11 protein-coding genes are annotated in these 17,294 nt (G+C 64.7%); 7 read left to right on the top strand and 4 right to left on the bottom strand.

Annotation, left to right across the window (positions count from 1 at the left end; all coding sequences use genetic code 11):
* The first annotated feature begins 32 nt into the window (after window positions 1-32).
* The 7 genes from HDE76_RS16420 to HDE76_RS16390 all read left to right on the top strand — a co-directional run bounded on the left by HDE76_RS16420 (window position 33) and on the right by HDE76_RS16390 (window position 9,751).
* Complete coding sequence (locus HDE76_RS16420) at window positions 33-1,163, top strand: LysM peptidoglycan-binding domain-containing protein (RefSeq protein WP_179478741.1); 1,131 nt, start codon at window positions 33-35, stop codon at window positions 1,161-1,163.
* A 79-nt stretch (window positions 1,164-1,242) separates the two neighbouring features.
* Window positions 1,243-2,424 (top strand): DNA-processing protein DprA, encoded by a 1,182-nt coding sequence (dprA, locus tag HDE76_RS16415; protein WP_179478739.1) that lies wholly within the window; start codon window positions 1,243-1,245, stop codon window positions 2,422-2,424.
* Between the two features lie 133 nt (window positions 2,425-2,557).
* Window positions 2,558-5,086, top strand: a complete 2,529-nt coding sequence (locus tag HDE76_RS16410; RefSeq protein ID WP_184509126.1) for a DNA topoisomerase I — start codon at window positions 2,558-2,560, stop codon at window positions 5,084-5,086.
* Window positions 5,087-5,659, top strand: a complete 573-nt coding sequence (locus HDE76_RS16405; protein ID WP_184509124.1) for a Sua5/YciO/YrdC/YwlC family protein — start codon at window positions 5,087-5,089, stop codon at window positions 5,657-5,659. It abuts the gene before it with no gap.
* Window positions 5,660-5,828: 169 nt separating this feature from the next.
* On the top strand, window positions 5,829-7,202 hold the full coding sequence (locus HDE76_RS16400; RefSeq protein ID WP_184509122.1) for an AMP-binding protein: 1,374 nt from the start codon (window positions 5,829-5,831) through the stop codon (window positions 7,200-7,202).
* A gap of 163 nt (window positions 7,203-7,365) precedes the next feature.
* Complete coding sequence (purD, locus tag HDE76_RS16395) at window positions 7,366-8,649, top strand: phosphoribosylamine--glycine ligase (protein WP_184509120.1); 1,284 nt, start codon at window positions 7,366-7,368, stop codon at window positions 8,647-8,649.
* Window positions 8,650-8,884: 235 nt separating this feature from the next.
* The gene (locus HDE76_RS16390; RefSeq protein WP_179478715.1) at window positions 8,885-9,751 is read left to right on the top strand and encodes a DUF1481 domain-containing protein; all 867 of its coding nucleotides are present in this window, start codon (window positions 8,885-8,887) and stop codon (window positions 9,749-9,751) included.
* A 115-nt stretch (window positions 9,752-9,866) separates the two neighbouring features.
* Here the strand turns inward: HDE76_RS16390 and HDE76_RS16385 are convergent, their stop codons facing one another.
* The 4 genes from HDE76_RS16385 to mnmG all read right to left on the bottom strand — a co-directional run bounded on the left by HDE76_RS16385 (window position 9,867) and on the right by mnmG (window position 17,064).
* Window positions 9,867-11,732 (bottom strand): autotransporter domain-containing protein, encoded by a 1,866-nt coding sequence (locus tag HDE76_RS16385; RefSeq protein ID WP_184509118.1) that lies wholly within the window; start codon window positions 11,730-11,732, stop codon window positions 9,867-9,869.
* A gap of 112 nt (window positions 11,733-11,844) precedes the next feature.
* Entirely contained in the window at window positions 11,845-14,181 is a 2,337-nt protein-coding gene (locus HDE76_RS16380; protein WP_184509116.1) for a Tex family protein, read from the bottom strand.
* A gap of 159 nt (window positions 14,182-14,340) precedes the next feature.
* Entirely contained in the window at window positions 14,341-15,114 is a 774-nt protein-coding gene (locus HDE76_RS16375) for an RDD family protein (RefSeq protein ID WP_184509114.1), read from the bottom strand.
* Between the two features lie 72 nt (window positions 15,115-15,186).
* Window positions 15,187-17,064, bottom strand: coding sequence for a tRNA uridine-5-carboxymethylaminomethyl(34) synthesis enzyme MnmG (gene mnmG, locus HDE76_RS16370; protein WP_184509112.1), 1,878 nt, complete (start codon window positions 17,062-17,064; stop codon window positions 15,187-15,189).
* Window positions 17,065-17,294: the final 230 nt, after the last annotated feature.

The raw sequence follows: 17,294 nt of genomic DNA, 5'->3' as shown, positions 1-17,294 counted from the left end.
ACCGAGCATCTGGGGAAGGGGGATTCCCGCCAATGATCAGAAAAATTACCGTGTTGCTGGCCGGCATGCTGGTCACTGTGGCCGCCTATGCGGCGGGCGCCCAGCTGCGAGCCAATCATCCGGACAGCTACACCGTGCGGCGGGGCGACACGCTCTGGGCCATTTCCGCCAAGTTCCTCGCCAAACCATGGCTGTGGCCGGAAATCTGGCAGGCCAACCCGCAGGTACGCAATCCACATCTGATCTATCCGGGCGATGTGCTCAACTTGTCCTTCATCAACGGTGGAGGCGGTCCGAGCCTGCGGCTCGAGCCCAGCGTGCACGCCGAAGGTCAGGCGATTCCTGCGATTCCACTGACGGAACTGCAGACCTTCCTCAAGGACATGGAGGTGGTCGATTCCAACACCGCCAAAACCGCGCCGTATGTTGTGGGTCTGGAAGAGGGCCGTCTGCGCAGCACGCCAGGCCAAAATATTTACGTACGCGGTCTGCAGGGAGCGCCTGGCCAGCGGTGGGCTATCGTACGGCCGTCGCATTTCTTCCGCAGCTTTGACGCGCAGGGATCGGGCAAGGGCGATCTGGTTGCCCACGAGTTGGACGATAACGTTGCACTGTTCAAAACGCCGTGGGACGAAAATACCCGCAATGACGGTCATTACGGTAAGGGCGACGATCGCGGCGTCGAAGTCAGCGTGATCGGCACGGCGGAGACGCTGCGCATGGGCGACCCATCAACGCTGCTGTTGTTGAACTCCACCGTCGATATTCGTGCCGGTGACCGCATCATGCCGCTCGACGATGCGCCTTACGATCCCTACTACTATCCGCATCCACCACAGTCGGTGGCCCCGGACGCGCGTGTGATCGGCTTTACCGATGCCATGGATGCGGTCGGTCCGCATCAGGTGGTGGCGCTGTCGATCGGCAAGCGCGACGGTGTCGACAACGGCCAGACCTATTCGGTCTACCAACCGGGTCAGACCATCAGCGACGATGTGGCAAGCAGCAGCTGGCATCGCGACATCGGCAAGAAGGTGATCCTGCCCGCGGAATTCGTCGGTCATGTCATGGTGTTCCGCACCTTCGACCGCGTCAGCTACGGCCTGGTGATGGATGGTCTGCGGCCGATCGAAAAGGGCAACGAGTTGCGCATGCCGGAGTGACCAGGCGGGTTTTTCCTACACAACGGCGCGGCTACCACCGTGCCGTTTTTGTTTGCGCAGTGTTCGTACACTGCAAGGCATGAATGACTCGGATGAATCGCGCGCATGGATGATTGCTCTGCGCACGCCCGGCTTGGGTCCGGGCGGCCTGCGCGAGCGGCTGGCCGCAGCCAGTGGGGACATCCGCCTGGTACTGACGAACCTGCGGCAGCATCCGTCGCTGGACGAGCCTGCGCGGGCCTGGCTGCAGCAGCCGGATGAAGCTCGGATCGCCGAGGACATGGCGTGGCTCTCGCAGCCGTCGCATCGGCTCCTGCGCTGCACCGACGTCGATTTTCCGCCCCAGCTTGAGAACATCCCGCAGCCGCCTGCAGCGCTCTTCGTGGTCGGGGACGCGAGCCTGCTGTTGTATCCGCAGGTGGCGATCGTCGGTGCGCGCCGGGCCAGCACCGGCGGACTGACGCACGCACGCGCCTTCACCGTGGCGCTGGCGCAGGCCGGATTCATCATCACCAGCGGTATGGCCGACGGCATCGACGGTGCGGCGCATCTGGCGGCGCTCGATCACGGCGTACCCACGCTGGCGGTGGTCGGTACCGGGCCGGATCGGGTCTATCCGCGCAAGCATCACGCACTGGCCAAACGCATCGCCGAGCAGGGCGCACTGGTGAGCGAATTTCCGCCGGGCACCACGGCGCGCGCCGATCACTTTCCCCGGCGCAACCGGCTGATTGCGGGACTGTCGCTGGGCACGCTGGTCATCGAGGCCGGGCTGCAGTCCGGCTCGCTGATCACGGCTCGACTGGCTGGCGAGCAGGGCCGAGAAGTGTTCGCGCTGCCGGGCTCTATTCACAATCCGCTGGCCCACGGCTGCCATCGTCTGATCCGTGACGGCGCACGCCTGGTCGAAACGGCCGCTGAAATTATCGAGACATTGGCGCCCGCAGCGCGCATGCTTGGCGCCGATCTGGCCGAGCGGCTGGCGCAGAGCGGCGGCGAACGCGTCAGCAAGGCGGCAGTCGAAGCGGACCATGAGGTACGTTTCGACAGGTCGATCAGCTCAGGCAACGATGCCGAATATTCCCGCCTGTGGGCCGAACTTGGCCACGAGCCGGCGACGTTGGACGAACTTGTGCAGCGAACCGGGCAGCCGGCAAGGGTCTTGTCGTCGATGCTGCTGATGCTCGAGCTGGAGGCGAAAGTGGAGACGCTGCCGGGCAATCGCTACCAGCGTCTTGGCGGTTCCGTCGTCAGCGGCTAAGCCTTGCCGTGGCGCCGTTCGTGGCGATTCGGGATGAGTCCGGGCTTGACAGCCCCGGCTCCGGCGTGTTTTCAACTATATATGTGCGTGGCGCCGCAAGCGCCGCTGATCCTTTCGTGGAAACTCAAGCTTCATGGCAAAAAATCTGCTCATCGTCGAATCGCCGGCCAAGGCCAAGACGATCAACAAGTACCTTGGCAAGGACTTCCACGTGCTGGCTTCGTACGGCCACGTGCGCGACTTGCGTCCGAAGGAGGGCGCGGTGGATCCCGAGCATGGCTTTGCCATGGCCTACGAAGTGATCGAGCGCAACGAGAAACATGTCGATGCGATCGCCAAGGCGGCCAAGCAGGCTGACGATATCTATCTCGCGACCGACTTGGATCGCGAAGGCGAGGCGATCTCCTGGCATATCAGCGAGATACTGAAGGAGCGTGGCCTGCTTGAAGGCAAGCGCATGCATCGTGTGGTGTTTTCCGAGATCACCCCCAAGGCGATCAAGGCCGCGGTGGCCAATCCGCGCCAGCTCTCTCACGATCTGGTCGATGCACAGCAGGCGCGTCGTGCGCTGGATTATCTGGTCGGCTTCAACCTCTCCCCGGTGTTATGGCGCAAGGTGCAGCGTGGCCTCTCGGCCGGCCGCGTGCAGTCGCCCGCGCTGCGCATGATCGTCGAGCGCGAAGAGGAAATCGAAGCCTTCAACGCCCGCGAATACTGGACCATCGAAGCGCAGCTCAAGCACGCCGATGGCGATTTCACCGCACGCCTGAGCAAGCTCAACGGCAAGAAATTCGAACAGTTCGACCTGACCAACGAAGCCGAGACGTTGGCGGCCCGCGATGCGCTTAAACAGGCCGCACGCGGCAGGCTCACCGTCAGCGACGTCAGCTCGAAAGAGCGCAAGCGCCGGCCGGCAGCGCCCTTCACCACGTCCACGCTGCAGCAGGAGGCCGCGCGCAAGCTGGGCTTCACCACCAGCCGCACGATGAAGATCGCGCAGGGCCTGTACGAGGGCGTGGCGCTGGGCGCGGAGGGCAATGTCGGCCTGATCACTTACATGCGTACCGACTCCACCATGCTGGGCGACGATGCGCTGGCCGAGCTGCGCCAGCTGATCACCCGCGATTTCGGCGCCAAGGCGCTGCCGGATGCGCCGCAGGTCTACAAGACCAAGTCGAAGAATGCGCAGGAAGCGCATGAAGCCATTCGACCCACGTCGGCGATGTACACGCCGCGCGACGTCGCCGCCTTCTTGAACGACGACCAGCGCAAGCTGTACGAGCTGATCTGGAAGCGTACCGTGGCCTGCCAGATGATCCACGCGACCCTCAACACCGTCTCGGTCGAATTCGCCTTGCGCGACGTGCCCGGTGGCGAGGCCTCGTTCCGCGCCAGTGGCACCACGGTGATCGATCCGGGTTTCCTCGCCGTGTACGAGGAGGGCCGCGATCAGAAGAACGTCGACGATGACGATGAGGGCCGCCGCCTCCCGCGCATGGAAACCGGCGAGCAAGTGCCGCTGCACGATATCGTCGCCGACCAGCATTTCACCGAGCCACCGCCGCGCTATTCCGAGGCGAGCCTGGTCAAGGCGTTGGAAGAGCACGGCATCGGCCGGCCGTCGACCTACGCCAGCATCATCCAGGTACTGCAGAATCGCGAATACGTCTACCTCGACAGTCGCCGCTTCAAGCCCAGCGATGTCGGCCGCGCGGTCAGCAATTTCCTGACCTCGCATTTCACCCGCTACGTCGATTACGACTTCACCGCCAAGCTCGAGGACGAGCTCGACGCGGTCAGCCGCGGCGAGGAAGCCTGGGTGCCGCTGATGGAGCGCTTCTGGCTGCCGTTCAAGCAGCAGGTGGACGAGAAAACCGAGTCGGTCGATCGCAACGAAGCCACCGGCGCGCGCGAACTCGGCACCGATCCGAAAAGCGGCAAGCCCGTGTCCGTTCGGCTGGGTCGCTACGGGCCGTTTGCGCAGATCGGCACCAAGGAAGACGAAGACAAGCCGACCTTCGCCAGCCTGCGCCCCGGACAGAGCATGCACACCATCTCGCTGGCCGATGCGCTGGAGCTGTTCAAGCTGCCGCGCAAGCTCGGCCAAGCGGAAAACGGTGAAGAGGTCAGCGTGGCGATCGGCCGCTTCGGCCCGTTCGTGAAGCAGGGCGAAACCTATGCCTCGCTCAAGCCCGAAGACGATCCGTACACGATCGAATTGCCGCGCGCCCTGCAGATCGTGCAGGAGCGGCTGGAAATGCTCGCCAACCGGCTGATCCTCGATTTCGGCAATGGCGTGCAGGTACTCAACGGCCGCTACGGTGCTTACATTACGGACGGCGAAAAAAACGCGCGCATCCCGAAAGAGCAGGAGCCGAAAGAGCTGACCGAAGCGCAGTGCATCGAGCTGCTGGCCGCCGCGCCCGTGCGCAAGGGCCGCTTCGGCAAAAAGACTGCAACAAAGAAAACGGCGACCAAGAAAGCCGCGGCCGCCAAAACGCCCGCGGTCAAAAAAGCGGCCACCAAGAAGGCGCCGGCAAAAAAGGCCGCTGCTAAAAAATCGGCGACGAAAAAGGCCGCGACCAAGAAATCGGCGGCCAAGAAAGCCATTGCCAAAAAGCCGGCAGTGAAAAAGCCGATCGAAAAATCCCTCGAGGCCTGAGTGCTGCGCCGCTTTACCCTCGCCGAGATCGATGCCGCCGCCGGGCTTATGCACGGTGGCGGCGTGCTGGCGTATCCCACCGAAGCCGTTTTCGGCCTCGGTTGCGATCCGCACAACGCCGCTGCCTTCGAGCGGCTATTTGTCCTCAAGCAGCGGCCGGCGACGCAAGGCGTGCTGCTGATCGCGGCCGACTTCGACCAGGTCGAACGCTACATCGACCTGGAGTCGGTGCCCGCTGAGATCCTGCAGCAGGTGCGCGCAAGCTGGCCGGGGCCGAACACCTGGATCTTCCCCCGTTCGTCGGCAGTGCCTAGCTGGGTTGCCGGCTCGCACAGCGGCATCGCGCTGCGCGTCACCGCCCATCCGCCGGCGGCCGCACTGTGCCGCGCGTTTGGCGGTGCGGTGGTGTCGACCAGCGCCAATCCGCACGGTCAGGCACCGGCGCGTTCGGCCCAAGCCGTGGACGCCTTTTTCGGCGAGTCGCTGGACGGCCTTTTGGACGGGGCGCTGGGCGGGCAGGCGAGTCCCACGGTGATCCGCGACGCCCTTTCGGGCACTATCGTGCGCAGCTGACTGCGGTGGCGCCGCCCCAGGACAGATGCCGAAACGGCGCTCGAGCGGCAAAGACGCATCGAACGTTGGATCGGGTCACTTCACTGCGTCTTCGGGCTGCGGATGCCATCTTTCGCCCTGCAACGCCTGTTGAGACTTCAGCTTGTTGAACCATCAAAGAGACCGTCGCTTGTCCATTGTTCCCGACATCTGCCAGCGCGAAGCGCCCGAGCTGTTGCCTCTGCTGCATCCCACCGACCCGTCTCGCGTGGTGGCGTGGCGCGACGGCAAACCGATCCAGGCGAGGCTCTTTCTGGCGCATGTGCGCGCCGTAGCGGCGCTGCTGCCGGCCGCCGCCGCGGTCAATTTGTGCGAGGACCGCTACGCTTTTCTGGTGGCCTTTTGCGCGATCGCGATCCGTGGCCAGATCAATCTGCTGCCTTCCTCGCGTGCGCCACAGGCGGTGGATGAGGTGATGCAGGCCTATCCGGGCTGCTACGCCGTCGGCGATATGGATCTCGCGCTCGCGCCGCCGCGCTATCAGCGGCTGCCGCCGCTGGATGCGCTTTCATTCGACGCCGCGGAAGCCGATGGTGCATGGCCGCTGCTCGCTGCGGATCATGTGGTGGCCATTGGCTATACCTCCGGCTCCACCGGCATACCCAGCGCCAACCGAAAAACCTGGGGTAGCTTCGTTGCGAGCAACGCCGGCAATTTGGCGATGTTGCGGGCCGTCGTCGGCGAGCGTTTCGACGTGGTAGCTACCGTGCCGCCGCAGCACATGTACGGCATGGAGCTGTCGGTAGTGATGCCGCTGCTCGGCGGCGTGGGCGTGCACGCGGGCCGGCCGTTTTTCCCCGCCGATGTGGCCGCGGCGCTGGCAAACGTACCGGCGCCGCGCGTGCTGGTGACCACGCCGGTGCACCTGCGTGCGCTGGTCGATTCGGGCATTGCGTTGCCGCCGATCGCGGCCATCGTTTCTGCCACCGCGCCGATGCCGCTGGAGCTGGCGCGTGCCGCCGAGCAGCGCTTCGGCGCGCCGCTGCAGGAGATGTTCGGCTCCACCGAGACCTGCGTGTTCGCCAGTCGTCGCCCCACGGTAGACGAAGACTGGCTGCTCTACGATGGCGTCACCCTGCATCCGCAGCCCGACGGCACGACGGTGGATGCGCCGCAGCTGAGCGCGCCTATCGCGTTGGCCGATATCGTGAGCCTGTCCGACAACGGCCGGCGTTTTCGCCTGCGCGGGCGCCACGCCGACATGTTGGAGATTGCCGGCAAGCGCGCCTCGCTGGCCGACCTTACGCGCCGGCTGTTGGCGATTCCCGGTGTGCTGGACGGTGTGGTCATGCAGCTTGCCGATGGCGACACCTTGGGCGTGCATCGCATTGCCGCCCTGGCGGTGGCGCCGGGTCTGGACGAGCAGCGGATTCTCGATGCCCTGCGCCACGCCATCGACCCCGTGTTTCTGCCGCGTCCGCTGCGGTTGGTGGAGGCATTGCCGCGCAACGAGACGGGCAAGCTACCCCGGGCGGCCTTGCTCGAACTGCTGCAGCGCGACTGAAACCGTCGCGCTAACGCGCACGAACGTCCGGCCGACGCTCGCCGATGCACTGAGCCGGCGAGCGTGCGGGATCGGTAAATATCCATTTATCTCCCCATCACAGCGTGCCTTACAATGCGCGTTCGGCTGTCGCCGGCCATCCACTCGCGTATCGGAATCAGGCATGAAAGTTCTTGTTATCGGCAACGGCGGTCGCGAACATGCGCTGGCGTGGAAGCTCAAGCAGTCGCCCCGCGTTACCGAGGTGATCGTGGCGCCGGGCAATGCCGGTACCGCGCACGAGCACGGCGTACGCAACGTCGACGTGGCGGCCAGCGATATCGACGGCCTGCTGGCGCTGGCCAAGCGTGAAAAGGTCGGCCTGACGGTGGTCGGCCCGGAAGTGCCGCTGGTCGCTGGCGTGGTCGACCGTTTTCGCGACGCCGGCCTGCGCATCTTCGGCCCCCGCGCGATCGCCGCGCAGCTGGAAGGCTCCAAGGCCTTCGCCAAGGATTTCCTGCTCCGCCACAACATTCCGACCTCGCGCTACGCCGTGTTCACCGAATTGAACCGCGCGCTCGCTTACGTGCGCGAACACGGCGCGCCGATCGTAATCAAGGCCGACGGTCTGGCCGCCGGCAAGGGCGTGGTGGTCGCGCTGACCCTGGCCGATGCCGAACTGGCCCTGCACGACATGCTCGGCGCGCACAGCTTCGGCGACGCGTCGGCGCGGGTGGTAATCGAGGAATTTCTCGAGGGCGAGGAGGCCAGCTATATCGTCATGAGCGACGGCAGCCACGCGCTGCCGATGGCCAGCAGCCAGGACCATAAGCGCCGCGACGAAAACGATCTTGGCCCCAACACCGGCGGCATGGGCGCGTATTCACCGGCGCCGGTGGTCACGAGCGAGATCGAACAACGCATCCTGAGGGAGGTGATCGACCCCACCCTGCGCGGCATGGCCAGCGAAGGGGCGCCGTTCATCGGTTTTCTCTATGCCGGGCTGATGATCGACAAGAACGGCACGCCGAAAGTGATCGAGTTCAACGTGCGTTTCGGCGATCCGGAAACCCAGCCGATCCTGCTGCGGCTGAAGTCCGATCTGGTCGACCTGATCGACGCCGCGCTGGATGGACGGCTGGAACACACCAAGGCGCGCTGGGACGCTCGACCCGCGATCGGCGTGGTGATGGCCGCCGGCGGTTACCCAGGCCGGGTGCGCAGCGGAGACCTCATCGCGGGCCTGGATACGCCGGCCCAGGCCGACGTCAAGGTGTTCCACGCCGGCACGACGTTGAACGCCGAGGGCCGCGTGGTGACGGCCGGCGGGCGGGTGCTGACCGTCTGCGCGCTCGGTGGCGATATCGCCGATGCGCGCGCGCGCGCCTATGCGGCGATCGACGCGATTCGTTATGAAGGTGCCTTTTGTCGGCGCGATATCGCCCACCGCGCGCTGCATCGCCTTTGATGGTTTCTTCGCAACGGGTGCGGCATCGTCTCTCGGCGACGGAACGCGTAAACGGCGATGGGAGTGGCCTGCGCGGGCGCCCGCATACGCCGGCGAATGGATGCAGCGTTCGCAAAACCGATTTTTAGTTGGCCGACTTTTTCGGCTATGCTCCGAGCTTCCCCCGCGAAAAACCGATGGCGCGCAGCGTCTGACGCTCTATTCGCGCCCGCTTTCATGTTGATGAGGTTTTCCGATGCGCAAGATGGCTTTGTCGCTTATTCCGTTTGTTGCGCTGGCGTTCGCCGGCTGCAATTCGTCTTCGTCTTCGTCCGACGGTGCTCCCGCCTCCGCGAGCACGGCCGGCGCCGCCAAGGTCGCCAACGAGGTGAGCGGTACGGTCACGCTGCGTGCACCGGTCCAGCCGCTGTCGCCGAAGGCTTCGCTGAGCATCAAGGTGGTCGACGTATCGTCCACTGCCGATGCCAGCGCGCCGCCGCTGGCGTTGAAGCTGATCACGCCGGCCACGCAGTTTCCGCTGCCGTTCACGTTGAATTTTGATCCGACGAAGGTCAAGCCGAACGATATCTATGTCGTGCAGGCCGAGCTCAACGACGGCGATCGCCATTACGTCATGAAGATTCAGGCGCTGGTGCTCACCAACGGTAACAAGAACGACGGCGTCAATATCGAGCTGTCCTCCGAACCGACCGCCGGTGAGAAAGTGCTGGCCGCATTTACCGACGTGCAGAAGCAGCTCGGTGCGATGAAGGTGAAGAGCGGCACCAAGCTGGACAAGGACGTGTCGCGCAGCTGGCAGGTGTTTCGCCAAGACAACGATCTGAAGTTCATCCGCGAGCTGGTCGATTACGGCGCCAAGGGCTTCACCAGCACCGACTACGCCTACAAGAACGGCAAGCCCTGGGTCATCGTGCAGCAGACCAAGCCCAACCAGGGCGCCAAGCCCACGGCCATCGATCGCGCCGGCTGGGACGACAACGGCAATCTGGTGCTGAAGCAGCACGAGGTCAACGGCAACGTGCAGCCGCTGGACGATTCGGCCGCGTCGAGCCTGCGCAAACAGGCTACGGATGTGCAGGCGCTGGCCACGGGCAGCAAGTAAAGTTCTGCGAAGTCTTGGAAGGCCGATATCGTCCAGCCTTCCAGACGTCCATTTGTCGATAAAAAAGCCGCCCTGTTTGGGCGGCTTTTTTTATGGCCTGACATATGCGGCGAGATCAGAACCGGTAGCGCAGCCCCAGATTGAAGGCGTTGTATTTTTGCGCGCTGTCGCTGAAGTGCGCGTTGTACGAAAACGTGCCGCTGAGCTGGGCGTTGAATTGCGCGGTCAGGCCGACATCGGCACTGCCCCAGGTCTTGTCGGGGATATAGCCGGCGATGGAAAACTGGCCGTTCAGCGAGTTGAGTCCGGTGGTGACGTCGCGCGCGTCAGCCTTGCTGTCGCGGTTGTAGGCCACCTCGGCATACGGAATGAAGGTGGTGTTGGCGGTCTGCCACTGCCCCTGCAGGCGCCAGCCCAGCGTGCTGATCAGCGCCTTGCGGTGCTGGCTGCCGAACCACATGGCGGTGCTGTCGTCGCCGGCCTCGTGGTAACCATCGACGCGAATGCTCTGATATTCCAGATTGGCAAACGGCCCGTTCTTCAGCGTGCCTTCGCCGAACCACCAGCCGCCGGTGATGCCCGCACCCACATGCGAACCGTTGGGGGCACCGCTTTCCGTGCGCAGCAGCGGCCCCAATTCGATAAGGCGATCGACGTCGGTGAAATTCGAGTGGCCCGCCTCGCCGTAGCCGCCGAGGTAGCCGCCGCCGACATGGTAGGTGACATAGGCCAACGCCGAGGTATCGTTGAGATCGTAATGGCCGCCGCCGTTGAAGTTGGCGGTGTTGCGGCTCAGGCCGAGCGCCACGCCCATCGACAGATTGTCGTTGCTGCGCATGTCGGCGCCGAGCGTTACGTTGGTGTTGTCGCTGGTCGTGCGTGGCGAGTTGTCGGTGCCGTCGAAACGCTGCTGGCCGAAGTTGACCGTGGCGAACACGCGGCTGTCGGCGCCGGTGTCATCGGATTGCATCTGCGTACGCACGGCCTTGGTCTGCGCAGTGCTGACGGCCAGTGGCGCTTCGCCGAGCAGTGAAATCTGGCCCGGCGCGCGCAGTTCGGACAGCACGTACTGACCGAAAATCTCGTGCGCGGCGGTGGTCGGGTGCACGCCGTCGGCGAACAGATAGTTCTGCGCCGCGGTCGGCGTTACCAGGGTGCTGCCGTTGCAGTCGTGCGAGCTCGTCGTGGTGCAGGCGGGCACCGTGGTGTTGACGAAACCGAAGGCCGCCGGATTGGCCAGTACTTCGTTGAACAAGGCGTAGGTGTTCACCGAGAGGATGTTTGCGCCGGTAGCGGCCAGCCCGGCGTTGAGCGTCTGGTTGTAAGACGCCGAGACATTGCTGAGAAAGGTCTGGATGCCAGGTACCAACGCAGCATCGGAAGCTGCTGACGGTGTCTTGCCGATATCCGGCAGATTGAAAACCACCACGTAGCTCGCGCCAGCCTGCTTCAGCTGGCTGATCAGTGCCAGCTCCTGCGTGGCGGCGGCATTGATATTGGCGGTTGCCTGAGCAGCCGTTTCACCGGCACCCGGGAAAATGCTGCCGATACCGTACTGCGTCGCGTGGTAGAAAATATCGTTGGCGCCGCCCCACACCATGTACAGGCTGCGCGGATCGGCCTTGGCGCCGTTGGCCAGATACCCGTCGACCTGTTGGGTCAGCGTGGGAATGGCTGGATCGGGGCCGTCGTCGTCGGTGATCACGCCGGCACCGCCATAAGCGTAATCGCTACCGCCCACGCGCGACGGCTGCAGATTGAAGCCGTAGCCGGCGGCGATGTACTGCACGGCTACGTCGCCGGGATTGGTGGTGAATTTCGAGTACGTGTTGAGCGAGGTCGAAAAGAACTGGCCGGCGTCGCTCAGGCTGTCGCCGAACACGACTACGTTGTCGACCGGCGGTTGGTTGGATGCCTGCGCGTTGGCGGCGAACAGCATGGCGGCCGCGATGGCCGTGACCAGATAACGGGTGCGAAGCATGGTTGAGTCCCCTGAATACGCGGCCCGGAGCAGGGCCTTAACGAGGGCGCAACAATATCGGAAACATCCTCCATACGCATGCGCAGGTGCAGCATGGAAAACCCACGTCCCGCTAGTTTTTGCGGGCCTTGGCGAACGCGTCGGCAAAGGCGCCGTTGGCCGGTGGCGCCGTCGGTTTCGCGGGCATACCGCCGCGCGATGCGGGGCGTGCATCACCGTTCTTCGAATCTCGCGTCGTGCGCGCGTCGTTGCCGGCACCCGGGCGTGCGCGGCTCTGGCCGGGCTCGTCGTCCAGCCGCATCGACAGGCCGATGCGCTGGCGCGGCAGATCGACTTCCATCACCTTCACCTTGACGATGTCGCCGGCCTTGACGGCGTCGCGCGGGTCCTTGACGAAGGTATGCGACAGCGCTGAGACGTGGACCAGTCCATCCTGGTGCACGCCGATGTCGACGAAGGCGCCGAACGCGGCGACGTTGGTGACGCGCCCTTCGAGAATCATGCCGGGCTTGAGATCCTTCACATCCTCGACGCCCTCGGCAAAGCTCGGCGCGACGAACTCGGGGCGCGGATCGCGGCCGGGTTTCTCCAGCTCTTTCAAAATGTCGCGCACGGTTGGCACGCCGAAGCGCTCTTCGGTGAACTGTTCGGGTTTGAGGCCGCGTAGAAATGCGCTGTCGCCGATGACGCTTTTCACTTCGCGGCCGCACTGGGCGATGATGCGCTCGACCACCGGATACGCTTCCGGATGCACGGCGCTGGCGTCGAGCGGATTGTCGCCGTGCGACACGCGCAGAAATCCAGCGCACTGCTCGAACGCCTTGTCGCCTAGCCGCGGCACTTTCAGTAGCGCCTTGCGGTTGGCGAACGGACCGTTGGCGTCGCGATGCTTCACCACGTTCTCGGCGACCGCGGCGGACAGGCCGGCCACGCGCGACAGCAGCGCGGCGGACGCCGTGTTCACGTCGACACCGACCGCGTTGACGCAGTCCTCGACCCGGGTTTCCAGCGCGCGTGCCAACTTGATCTGGTTGACGTCGTGCTGGTACTGGCCCACGCCGATCGCCTTTGGTTCGATCTTTACCAGCTCGGCCAGCGGATCCTGCAGGCGGCGCGCGATCGATACGGCGCCGCGCAGGGTCACGTCGAGTTCCGGGAATTCCTTGGCGGCTATTTCCGATGCCGAATACACCGATGCGCCGGCTTCGCTCACGACGATCTTGGCCATTTTGAGATCGGCGTGCTTCTTGATCAGCTCGCCGGCCAGCTTGTCGGTTTCGCGCGAGGCGGTGCCGTTGCCGATGGCGATCAGATCGACGCCGTGCTGCTTGCACAGCTTGGCCAGCTGCGCGATCGATTCGTTCCACTGCTTGCGCGGCTCGTGCGGATAGATCACGTCGGTGGCGAGCAGCTTGCCGGTCGCGTCGACCACGGCCACCTTGACGCCGGTGCGGATGCCGGGATCCAGCCCCATCACCGTGCGCGCACCGGCCGGCGCGGCCAGCATCAAGTCCTTGAGATTGTCGCCGAACACGCGGATCGCCTCGTCCTCGGCGCCTTCGCGCACGCGGCCGAACAGGTCCAGCGTGAGGTGCAGATGCAGCTTCACGCGCCAGGTCAGCCGCACGGTTTCGCGCAGCCAGGCGTCGGCGGCGCGACCGCGGTTGTGGATATCGGCACGCGCGGCCACGCGGCCTTCGCCTTCGGCATGGCCTTGTTCGCTGTCCACATCGGGGCTCAGCTCCAGCTCGATTACGCCCTCGTTGCGGGCGCGCATCAGGGCCAGCAGGCGGTGCGAGGGAATCTTGCCGATCGGCTCGACGTGGTCGAAGTAGTCGCGGAATTTCGCGCCCTCGTTTTCCTTGCCGGCGACGACCTTGGCGCGGATCTGCCCTTTGGCCCACAGCCAGTCGCGCAGCTCGCCGACCAGATAGGCATCTTCGGCGATCGACTCCATCAGGATCGCGCGGGCGCCGTCGAGCGCGGCGCGCACGTCGGGTATGCCTTTGTCGGCGTCGACAAAGACTTCGGCGAAGGTTTCCGGCGTCTGCGTCGGATCGTCGCGCAAGCCGGTGGCCAGCGGCTCCAGGCCGGCCTCGCGGGCGATCTGCGCCTTGGTGCGGCGCTTGGGCTTGTACGGCAGGTAGAGATCTTCCAGCCGCGCCTTGCTGTCGGCCGCGAGCAGATCGTTTTTCAGCGTATCGGTGAGCTTGCCCTGTTCCTCCACGCTGGCGAGGATCGCCGCGCGCCGCTCTTCCAGTTCGCGCAGATAGCGCAGGCGCTCTTCCAGCAAACGCAGCTGTGTGTCGTCGAGACCGCCGGTGACTTCTTTGCGGTAGCGCGAAATGAACGGCACGGTGGCGCCGCCGTCGAGCAGTTCCACCGCCGCGCGAACCTGGTCGGGCTTGGCGGCAATATCCTGGGCAATGCGTTGTTCGATGCTGAGCATGGGGCTGGGGCGTTCTCTGAAAAATCCGGCCTAGCCGGAGGGGACTGCGAATGATAGCAAGCTGACCAGTCGGCCCGATTCCATCGCTGCGCCAGGATTGCGCGAGGGGCACAAAAAAGCGCCGGAGTGTGGCTCCGGCGCTTGGTTGCTACTCGTGGATCAGGCGCTAAAGGAGTTGTCGTTTCGTCCCGGCGTGGGCTGCTTCGGTTTGAAATTACCGGAGCGTCCGTTGAGCACGAGTGTGCTGACGACCAGGTCGTGCAAAGCCTGCTTGCGTTGCGTCCATCCCGCCATCAGGAAGCCGACGCCAAGGATCAGGGCGCTCAGGTACTTCGCGGGGTAGCGGCCAAGGGCGCGCGCAAAGCTGATCCGCCCGCCCTGCATATCGGTCACGCGGATACTCAGCGCAAGCTTGCCGAGTGTGGCCTGCCAGGCCGAGCTTTCGCAGATCGCAAAATACAGCCAGGTGATCGCGGTGATGATCAAGAGCGCCGGCGTCATGGCGTGGTAGTACTGCATCAGCGCGGCAAACATCACCTGGGGATCACCCGGCGCTGCGAGCTGGGCCTGCTTCATCGCCGCTTCTGCCGCATCGCCGCCCATCATTTTCTGGATCAGCAGATTCGGGATATAAAGAATGATCGCATCGAGAATATAGGCGCCCACGCGCTTCCAGAAACCCGCATAGTCTTCCAGCGTGGCGGCCGTGGTTTGCGGCAAAACGCTTGAAGCATAGGCAGGGGGCGCGGCGAATGGCGGCGCGGTATTAGCCACTTCGTCGGGGAACAGCATCGACAACGGCTGCCAGTCGGCCAGCCCTTCGTACCAGCCGAGGTCGTCGCGGCTGACCTGGCCACTGCGCAGCCACTGGCGGATATCGCCATCGCTGTATGGTCCGTGCCGTTCGCCGTCGCGTCCAATCCATACTTCCATTACTGCGCCTCCCCAAATAAGTCGTGATCAACGCTGCATGATGCCATGCATACGCGGCGACCGAGCAGGCTATCAGGCCGCCGCGCGACGCTTCAGGTGCACCAGCAGCAACGAAATCGCGGCGGGTGTCACGCCGCTGACGCGCGCGGCCTGACCGACGGTGGCTGGCATCGTGCGCTTGAGTTTCAGCAGCACCTCGGCGGACAGGCCGCGGACCTTGTCGTAGTCGAAGCTGGGTGGAATCACCGTGTGCTCGTTGCGCTGCTGGCGTTCGATCTCCTCGCGCTGGCGCTGCAGATAGCCGGCGTATTTCACCTGTACCTCGACCTGGGCGGCCACGTCGTCGCGTTCGACCGCGGGGCCGAGTTCGCCGACCGAGGCAAGCTTGGCGTAATCGAGTTCGGGACGACGCAGCAGATCCAGTGCCGTGGTTTCGCGGCTCACCGCCACGCCAAGATCGCGTTCGATGGCCGCGCCCAGCGCGTTGGCCGGCGTCGCCCACAGCGTTTGCAACCGACGAATCTCGGCATCGACCGCCTCGCGCTTGGCGCGCATGGCATCGAAGCGCGCCTGCGGCACCACGCCGAGTGCGTGGCCGGTTTCGGTGAGGCGCAGGTCGGCGTTGTCCTCGCGCAGGTGCAGCCGGTATTCGGCGCGCGAGGTGAACATGCGGTACGGCTCGATCGTGCCGTTGCTGGTGAGGTCGTCGATCAGCACGCCGATATACGCCTCGTCGCGGCGCGGATACCACGGCGCTTTGTCTTGCGTGGCCAGCGCGGCGTTCATGCCGGCGATCAGACCCTGCGCGGCGGCTTCTTCATAACCGGTAGTGCCGTTGATCTGGCCGGCGAAATACAGCCCGCCGATGGCCTTGGTCTCCAGCCACGGGTTGAGCCCGCGCGGGTCGAAATAGTCGTATTCGATCGCGTAGCCGGGCCGGGTGATATGCGCCTTCTCGAAGCCCTTGATCGACTGCACCAGCGCCAGCTGCACGTCGTACGGCAGCGAGGTGGAAATGCCGTTGGGATAGATCTCGAAGGTGTCCAGACCCTCCGGCTCGATGAAGATCTGGTGCGAGGGCTTGTCGGCGAAGCGCACTACCTTGTCCTCGATCGAGGGGCAGTAGCGCGGACCGACGCCTTCGATCTGACCGGTGTACAGCGGCGAACGGTCCAGCGCGCCGCGGATCAGCTCGTGCGTGCGCTCGGACGTATGCGTAATCCAGCAGCTGATCTGCCGCGGATGCTCTTCGCGCGAGCCCAGATACGAGAACACCGGCGCCGGATCGTCGCCGGGTTGTTCTTCCAGCGCGCTGAAATCGATGCTGCGCATATCGATGCGCGGTGGCGTGCCGGTTTTCAACCGATCGGCCGCGACCGGCAGCTCGCGCAGCCTCGAAGCCAGCGTGCTGGCCGGCGGGTCGCCCGCGCGGCCACCGGCATACTGCGCCGGTCCGATATGGATCTTGCCGGCGAGAAAGGTGCCGGCGGTCAGCACCACGCTGGCGGCGCCGAACGACAGACCCATCTGCGTGACCACGCCGGTGACGCGGCCGTTCTCGATGATCAGGTCGTCGACCGCCTGCTGGAACAGTTCGAGATTCGGCTGGGTTTCGACGATGCGGCGGATCGCCGCCTTGTATAGCGAGCGGTCGGCCTGGCAACGCGTGGCGCGCACGGCCGGTCCCTTCGAGGCGTTGAGCGTGCGCCATTGGATGCCGGCACGGTCGGCGGCGTGGGCCATCGCACCGCCCAGGGCGTCGATTTCCTTGACCAGATGCCCCTTGCCGATGCCGCCGATGGCGGGGTTGCAGCTCATCTGGCCGATGGTTTCGATGTTGTGGCTCAGCAGCAGCGTGCGCGCGCCCGTCCTCGCGGCGGCCAGCGCGGCTTCGGTGCCGGCGTGGCCGCCGCCGATCACGATAACGTCGTAGTGGATGGGATGACGCATCGGACTGCCCCGGGTGTGCAAAAGGTGACAAAACAGGCGCTATTTTAGCGGCATCCGGTGGAACTCGTTCTTGTTGCGCTGCATGGCACGCTTTCTGCTAAACGCCAGTAGCACTTTCACGGGCAGACGCTGCGCGATTCGCGCGCTGAGATCGAGCGGACAGGGGTTCGATTGAGTACTGGGAAAGGTAGCAAGACGGCACCCCTCCGGGGTGCCGTCGTCTTTTGTGG

This window comes from Rhodanobacter sp. ANJX3 (assembly GCF_014200755.1).
Classification (GTDB): domain Bacteria; phylum Pseudomonadota; class Gammaproteobacteria; order Xanthomonadales; family Rhodanobacteraceae; genus Rhodanobacter.
The sequence above is the reverse complement of the archived record's forward strand: the minus strand, read 5'-3'. Positions and strand labels throughout refer to the sequence as shown.